Genomic DNA, 7107 nt, shown 5'->3' on the forward strand with positions numbered 1-7107 from the left:
AGCTGGAACGGCAGCTGCGGGCGCCGAACCCCGGCCGCATGGACGGGCGGTTTGCCCTGCGCACCGGTGTGCCGGACCGACTCGCCGCCGGCCTCACCGCGCCGGAAGCGAAGCTCTACGAGGCGATCGGCACTGTCCCGCTGGCGCTTGATCGGCTGCTCTCGTCGAACGCGCAGAACGCCACGCTGAACCGGTTGGTCGCGCGCGGGCTGGTGCATATCTGCGGCTTCACGCCGTCCGACGCCGCGCATGTGCTGGGCAAGCAGTCGAACTGGGACGCCGCCACTGCCCGCCTGGGCGCCGAGCTGTTTTCGCGCCGCCGCGACGGCCGCGGCCAGGCGATCGCGGCGACACCCGAAGCCCTGGCCGAGCGCGTGCTGACGACGCTCACCCGCTGGTCGGCCGAATACATCCTCGAAACCGCCTTCGCCGAGGACGGGCTGGATGGCGCGGCCACCGTCGCGCATGCGCTGGTGCAGCGCGCGGTCGATGGCCATCCCGGCATCGCCCGCTTCACCGTCGCGCTCGACCGTCCGGTCATCGGGCTGGGCGCCTCGGCGCCGCTGCATTACGCCGGCTTGGCCGTGCTGGTCGGAAATGGCTGCATCGTGCCGGAGGACACCGACGTCGCCAACGCGCTTGGCGCCGTGGTCGGCCAGGTGCGCGTCTCGGCCGAGGCCCGTGTCAGCCAGCCCAAGGAAGGCCTGTTCCGCCTCGCCTCCGGCCAGACGGTGCGCGACTTCACCGAAGAGGCGAAGGCGATCGCGGCGGCCGAGGCCGATGTGCGCGCGCTCGCCGCCGAGCGCGCCAAGAACGCCGGCACCGACAGCGCCGAGATCGACGTCGCCACCGAGTTCAAGGTCTCGACCATCGAGGGCCAGCGCATGTTCATCGAGGCGCATGTGGTGGCCGTGGCGTCGGGAAGGCCTCGGATCGCGGTGTGAGTGCGCCTTCCTTCTCCCCGTAGAACGGGGAGAAGGTGCCCGAAGGGCGGATGAGGGGCAGCGCCGGCGAGTGTTGCTGTTCTCCTCGACTTCAATCGGCGGATCAACGCATGCTAATTGTCAACGCCGGCGCCGCCCCTCATCCGGCTGCCGCCACCTTCTCCCCGTAGAACGGGGAGAAGGAAGCCTTCACCCTAAGCCGAATTGACCCCGCAACCCCAAACATGCCAAAGGCCCCGGCAAGCTACCTATCTGGAGACGTGCTGATGACCGACCGCATCGAGATCGCCGGGTTGCGGATTGCCCGGGAGCTCCATGACTTCATGGCCGAGGAAGCCGCGCCGGGCACCGGCATCGATCCGGAAAAATTCTGGGAAGGCTTTTCCGCCATCGTCCACGATCTCGCGCCGAAGAACCGGACGCTGCTCGCCAAACGCGACGCCATGCAGGAGAAACTCGACGGCTGGTACCGCGAAAACGGCGCCCCGATCGACATGGAGGCTTACAAGGCCTTCCTGAAGGAGATCGGCTATCTGGTGCCGGAAGGCGCGGCGTTCAGCGTTTCGACGGAGCATGTCGACCCCGAGATCGCCGTCGTCGCCGGGCCTCAGCTCGTCGTGCCGGTGATGAACGCGCGCTATGCGCTCAACGCCGCCAATGCGCGCTGGGGCTCGCTCTATGACGCGCTCTACGGCACCGACGCCATTCCCGAGACCGGCGGCGCCGAGAAGGGCAAGGGTTTCAATCCCGCGCGTGGCGCGAAAGTCATTACTTGGGCTAAGGATTTCCTCGACCAGTCCGTGCCGCTGACCACCGGCAAATGGGCCGGCGTCAACGGGCTGTCGGTGGCGAATGGCGCGCTGAAAGCGGGTGAGGGCGCCGGCGCCACCACGCTCGCCGACCCAAAGCAGTTTGCCGGCTATCGCGGCGATGCCGAAAATCCGGAAGCCGTGCTTCTGGTCAAGAACGGCCTGCACATCGAAATCGTGATCGACCATGCCAACCAGATCGGCAAGACCGATCCGGCCGGCATTGCCGACGTCGTCCTGGAATCGGCTCTCACGACTATCCAGGATTGCGAGGATTCGGTCGCGGCCGTCGATGCCGAGGACAAGGTTGTGGTCTACCGCAACTGGCTCGGCCTCATGAAGGGCGACCTCGCCGAAGAGATCACCAAGGGCGGCAAGAGCTTTGTCCGCAAGCTCAATCCCGACCGCCGCTATACGGCGCCCAATGGCGGCCAGCTGCTTTTGCCTGGACGCTCGCTGATGCTGGTGCGCAATGTCGGCCACCTGATGACCAATCCGGCGATCACCGACCGCGATGGAAACGAGGTGCCGGAAGGCATCATGGACGCCGCCATCACCGCGCTGATCGCGCTGCACGATGTCGGCGAGAACGGCCGCCGCGCCAACTCCCGCGCCGGCTCGATGTATGTGGTGAAGCCCAAGATGCACGGGCCGGAAGAGGTTGCCTTCGCGGTGGAAATCTTCGACCGTGTCGAGGCGCTGCTCGGCATGCCGAAGAACACCATCAAGATGGGCATCATGGACGAGGAGCGGCGCACCACCGTCAACCTCAAGGAAGCGATCCGCGCGGCCAAGGAGCGCGTGGTGTTCATCAACACCGGCTTCCTCGACCGCACCGGCGACGAGATCCACACCTCGATGGAAGCCGGCCCGATGATCCGCAAGGGCGACATGAAGCAGGCCGCCTGGATCTCCGCCTACGAGGCCTGGAACGTCGACACGGGGCTCGAATGCGGGCTTGCCGGCCACGCCCAGATTGGCAAGGGCATGTGGGCGATGCCGGACCTGATGGCGGCAATGCTGGTTGAGAAGATCGCGCATCCCAAGGCCGGCGCCAACACCGCCTGGGTGCCCTCGCCGACGGCCGCGACGCTGCATGCCACGCATTATCACAAGGTCGATGTGCACGCCGTGCAGGCGGCGCTGAAGAGCCGGCCGAAGGCGAAGCTCGACGACATATTGTCGGTGCCGGTAGCAAGGCGGCCGAACTGGACGCCGGACGAGATCCAGCGCGAGCTCGACAACAATGCGCAGGGCATCCTGGGCTACGTCGTGCGTTGGATCGACCAGGGCGTCGGCTGCTCGAAAGTGCCCGATATCAACGATGTCGGCCTGATGGAGGATCGCGCGACGCTGCGCATCTCCTCGCAGCACATCGCCAACTGGCTGCGCCACAAGGTCTGCTCGGAAATCCAGGTCAGGGACTCGCTGCAGCGCATGGCGGCGATCGTCGACCGCCAGAATGTCGGCGACCCGCTCTACCGCCCGATGGCGCCCGACTTCGACAATTCCATCGCCTTCCAGGCCGCCTGCGACCTGGTGTTCAAAGGGACGAGCCAGCCCAACGGCTATACCGAGCCGGTACTGCATGCGCGGCGGCTGGAGCTGAAGGCGCGGGACAGGCAGGGCTCCGCCTGAGTCTGCCGGCTGGTCGACGGCTGCGGCCCTTACGCGCCTTTGCTTGGCCGCGACAGGAACACGTCCGTGTGCCTGACATGCGCCGGTGTGTCGCGAAACGGCGCGCAGGGCCTGAAGCCGAATGCCTCATACACGGCGATGGCGCTTTCCATGTAGAAGATCGTCTGGATCAGCACCGTGCGGGCGGGGCCTTTGTCGATCTCCGTCAGGACCGCGCCCATCAGCGCGCGGCCTATGCCTTGCCCCCGGAAAGCGGCGTCGACGAAGAACCTGTGAAGTTCAACCGTGCTTTCGCCGAACGGATCGAAGGCTAGGCAGCCCGCCGGCAGGCCTCCGGATCTGGCGATGAACGCCATCGCATCCGGCGCGCCGAACTGCGCGGCCAGCTGCGGGCCGCTTGTTTCGGGATGGAACGGAGCCCTCACATCCGCGGCCGAGACGCCATGCGGCGCCGAAGCGTCGACGTCCCATTGCGCGAGCTTGCGGCAGAGCCCCGCCAGTGTCTCGAAATCTTCGGCGCTGCGCGCCGGCAGAACTGAAATCATCCCTCGCCCCCGCGCGGATCGGCTCCAACATACCACGCGCAATTTCCGGACGCGATTGCGCGTTCAAAGAGTTGTGAACGCCCAGGCGGCCACCTCGCAAACGCTTGACGGATGCGTATCTACCTTCTAGTAGGTAGGAAATCAAATCGAAGGAAAGTTAACATCATGTCTGCACAAACGAGCGGTCAAGGCCGCGCCAACTCCTCAAACGGTTGGCTCAAAAGCTATTACTATCTGCGCTTTGCCGTATCGGCAGCCTGGGTCCTGGCAGCCTTCACCGTCGCGAAGATGGTGCCGCCGCTGGCCGCCGTCATGCTGATCGCCTACCCGCTGTGGGACGCGCTTGCGAACTACCTCGACGCGCAGCGCAGCGGCGGTCTCGGCCGCAACAGGTCGCAGCTGCTCAACTTCGTCGTCAGCATCGTCACCGCGATTGCGGTTGCCATCGCGCTTGGCCACAGCATGAACGCGGTGCTCGCGGTCTATGGCGTCTGGGCCGTTTTCTCCGGTGCGTTTCAGCTTCTGACGGCGGTTCGTCGCTGGAAGACCAACGGCGCCCAGTGGGCGATGATCCTGAGCGGCGCCCAGTCGGCGTTGGCCGGTCTCTTCTTCATCAAGATGGCGGGCGGCGCGGAGGCCATCGGCATCGCCAATGTCGCGCCCTATGCCGCTTTCGGCGCCTTCTATTTCCTGGTGTCCGCCGTCTGGCTTTCGGTGAGCGACCTGCTTCGCAGGTCGCCGCAGGCCGCGCGTTGAGATTTCTGCCGCCGGAGATTAGAGCAATTCCAGGAAAAGTGTGCGCGGTTTTCCGGCAGGAATTGCGTCAAAACAAGGAGATAGAGCGTTTCGCCGTTTCCGTGAAACGGTGAAACGCTCTAGGCATGCTTATGGACAGGCCCTCGAATACAGCCGACGACATCCTGGCCGCCGCGCGACGCTTCATCGTCGCCGGCGGCTATAACGGCTTCAGCTACGCCGATATCGCCGAGGTGGTCGGCATCCGCAAGGCGAGCATCCATCATCATTTCCCAAGCAAGGTCGACCTCGTGCAGACCCTGGTCAGGCGCTACCTCGAGGATGCCGTGACGGGCATGACGGAACTTGAGCGCAATGTGCCTGAGCCGCCCGAGCTGCTGCGAACCTATGCCGGCTTCTGGGCCCAGTGCATCGAGGACGCGAGCAGGCCGTTTTGCGTCTGCGCGTTGCTGGCGAGCGAGCTTCCGGTTCTGCCGCCCGAAGTTGCCGCCGAAGTGCGAGCCTATTTCCGGTTTCTCTCGGGCTGGCTGACGGGTGTTATCGAGCGCGGCGCCGAGCAAGGCACATTGACGATCGCCGCCGCGCCGCGCGTCGAGGCCGAGGCCTTCATGGCGACCGTGCACGGGGCGATGCTTTCCGCCCGTGCCTATGGCGATGTCCTGACGTTCGGCATGATCCTGGCGCCGACGCTGCAGAAGCTGATCCCCGAGGCCGATTGAAGAGGAACTCAGGAGCGAAGAAACCGACTCGGCCTCCTTGCGAGTTCCTTGACTACGCCGCCTGCGCCATCCGCTCGGCGCTCATGCGATAGGAAATCGCCTCGGCGAGATGGATGCGGCCGACGGTCTCGCTGGCGTCAAGGTCGGCCAGCGTGCGCGCCACCTTGAGCACGCGATGATAGGCCCGCGCGGAAAAGCCGAGCTTCTCGCTGGCGTCCTTGAGCAGCGTCAGTCCGGCGGCATCGGGCTTGGCGATCTCCTCGATGATCGAAGGCGGGCAATGCGCGTTGGTGGTGGCGCCGGCGCCCAGCCTTTCCAGCCGCTCGCGCTGCATGGCTCGCGCACGCGCCACGCGCTGCGCCACCGCAGCGCTTGTCTCGGCCTTGTCGGGCCGGATCAGGTCGCTCGCCGACACCGCCGGCACTTCGATCCGAAGGTCGATGCGGTCGAGCAGCGGGCCAGAAATGCGTGCCTGGTATTCGGTGCGGCAGCGGTCGCCGCGCAGGCAGCGATAGCCGGGCTCGCCCGACATGCCGCAGCGGCACGGATTCATCGCCGCCACCAGCTGGATGCGCGCCGGATAGGTGACGCGGTGGTTGGCGCGCGCGATCATGCAGTCGCCGGTCTCCAGCGGCTGGCGCAGCGCATCCAGCGTCTGCGGTGTGAACTCCGGCAGCTCGTCAAGGAACAGCACGCCGTGATGGGCGAGCGACACCTCGCCTGGCCGCGCGCGCAGTCCGCCGCCGACCATCGCGGCCATCGAGGCGGAGTGATGCGGCGCGCGGAACGGCCGCCGGTCGGTCAGCTTGCCCTCGCCGAGCTCGCCGGCGACCGACGCGATCATCGAAACTTCGAGCAGTTCCTTCGGCGCCAGCGGCGGCAGGATCGAGGGCAGCCTTTGCGCCAGCATCGACTTGCCAGAGCCCGGCGGCCCGACCATCAAGAGGTTGTGCCCGCCCGCGGCAGCCACTTCGACCGCCCGTTTGGCGCTCTCCTGGCCCTTGATGTCGGCGAGGTCCGGCAGGTCGCGCGCCGCAAGCTGGATGCCGGCTTCGGGCCGCGACAGCACCTGCGTGCCGCGAAAATGGTTGGCGACCGCGATCAGGCTGCGCGGCGCCAATATATCGAAATCCTTGCCTGCCCAGGCCGCTTCCGGTCCGCAGGCGAAGGGGCAGATCAGGCCCTTGCCTTCGGCATTGGCGCCGATCGCCGCCGGCAGCGCCCCGGCTACGCCGGCGATGGTGCCGTCGAGCGACAATTCGCCCAGCACCACATAGCCGGTGAGCATGTCGCCAGGGATAGCGCCGAGCGCCGCCATCAGCCCGAGCGCGATCGGCAGGTCGTAATGGCTACCTTCCTTGGGCAGGTCCGCCGGCGCGAGGTTCACCGTCACCTTCTTCGACGGCATCGACAGGCCGGATGCATGCAGCGCTGCCTGCACGCGCTCGCGGCTCTCGGCCACCGCCTTGTCCGGCAGGCCGACGATCTGCATGCCGACCTTGCCAGGCCCGACCATCACCTGGACATCGACCGGCAAGGCCTCGATGCCCTGGAAAGCCACCGTGCGAACCCGCGCCACCATTTAAGCCCCCGGAATACCAGCTCACATGGCCTTGCGATCAGGCCGCGAGTGAAATCAGGCTAGACAACCACAGATTTTCGCTTTGGGCAAGAACATTACGAGAACGGCAGCAAC

At 66.3% G+C, this 7107-nt stretch carries 5 protein-coding genes and 1 pseudogene; 4 read left to right on the top strand and 2 right to left on the bottom strand.

The genetic code is table 11. The features are described 5' to 3' along the window. Together EOA27_RS15105 and EOA27_RS15110 are read left to right on the top strand one after the other, a co-directional pair. Nucleotides 1-944 (top strand): annotated as a pseudogene (locus EOA27_RS15105) (hydantoinase/oxoprolinase family protein); the annotation flags it as partial. 266 nt (nt 945-1210) lie between these two features. After that, nucleotides 1211-3391 carry a malate synthase G gene (locus tag EOA27_RS15110; RefSeq protein ID WP_126080254.1) on the top strand — a complete coding sequence of 727 codons (2181 nt, stop codon included), beginning with the start codon at nt 1211-1213 and terminating at the stop codon, nt 3389-3391. A gap of 29 nt (nt 3392-3420) precedes the next feature. Here EOA27_RS15110 and EOA27_RS15115 read toward each other — a convergent pair whose 3' ends face one another. Beyond that, entirely contained in the window at nt 3421-3936 is a 516-nt protein-coding gene (locus EOA27_RS15115; RefSeq protein WP_126080253.1) for a GNAT family N-acetyltransferase, read from the bottom strand. 165 nt (nt 3937-4101) lie between these two features. On the opposite strand from EOA27_RS15115, the gene EOA27_RS15120 reads away from it, so the two are divergent. Continuing rightward, on the top strand, nt 4102-4692 hold the full coding sequence (locus EOA27_RS15120) for a DUF308 domain-containing protein (protein ID WP_126080252.1): 591 nt from the start codon (nt 4102-4104) through the stop codon (nt 4690-4692). 131 nt (nt 4693-4823) lie between these two features. After that, a complete protein-coding gene (locus EOA27_RS15125) occupies nt 4824-5411 on the top strand; it encodes a TetR/AcrR family transcriptional regulator (RefSeq protein ID WP_126080251.1) in 588 nt (195 codons plus the stop codon). Between the two features lie 52 nt (nt 5412-5463). On the opposite strand, the gene EOA27_RS15130 is transcribed toward EOA27_RS15125, so the two are convergent. Further along, nucleotides 5464-6993, bottom strand: coding sequence for a YifB family Mg chelatase-like AAA ATPase (locus EOA27_RS15130; RefSeq protein ID WP_042647321.1), 1530 nt, complete (start codon nt 6991-6993; stop codon nt 5464-5466). Nucleotides 6994-7107 lie beyond the last annotated feature (114 nt).

This window comes from Mesorhizobium sp. M2A.F.Ca.ET.037.01.1.1, from assembly GCF_003998075.1.
Lineage (GTDB): Bacteria > Pseudomonadota > Alphaproteobacteria > Rhizobiales > Rhizobiaceae > Mesorhizobium.

What these genes read in the sequence shown, in the direction of transcription:
- EOA27_RS15110 (WP_126080254.1), top strand. Translation starts at nt 1,211, where the DNA reads ATGACCGACCGCATCGAGATCGCCGGGTTGCGGATTGCCCGGGAGCTC.
- EOA27_RS15115 (WP_126080253.1), bottom strand. Translation starts at nt 3,936, where the DNA reads ATGATTTCAGTTCTGCCGGCGCGCAGCGCCGAAGATTTCGAGACACTG.
- EOA27_RS15120 (WP_126080252.1), top strand. Translation starts at nt 4,102, where the DNA reads ATGTCTGCACAAACGAGCGGTCAAGGCCGCGCCAACTCCTCAAACGGT.
- EOA27_RS15125 (WP_126080251.1), top strand. Translation starts at nt 4,824, where the DNA reads ATGGACAGGCCCTCGAATACAGCCGACGACATCCTGGCCGCCGCGCGA.
- EOA27_RS15130 (WP_042647321.1), bottom strand. Translation starts at nt 6,993, where the DNA reads ATGGTGGCGCGGGTTCGCACGGTGGCTTTCCAGGGCATCGAGGCCTTG.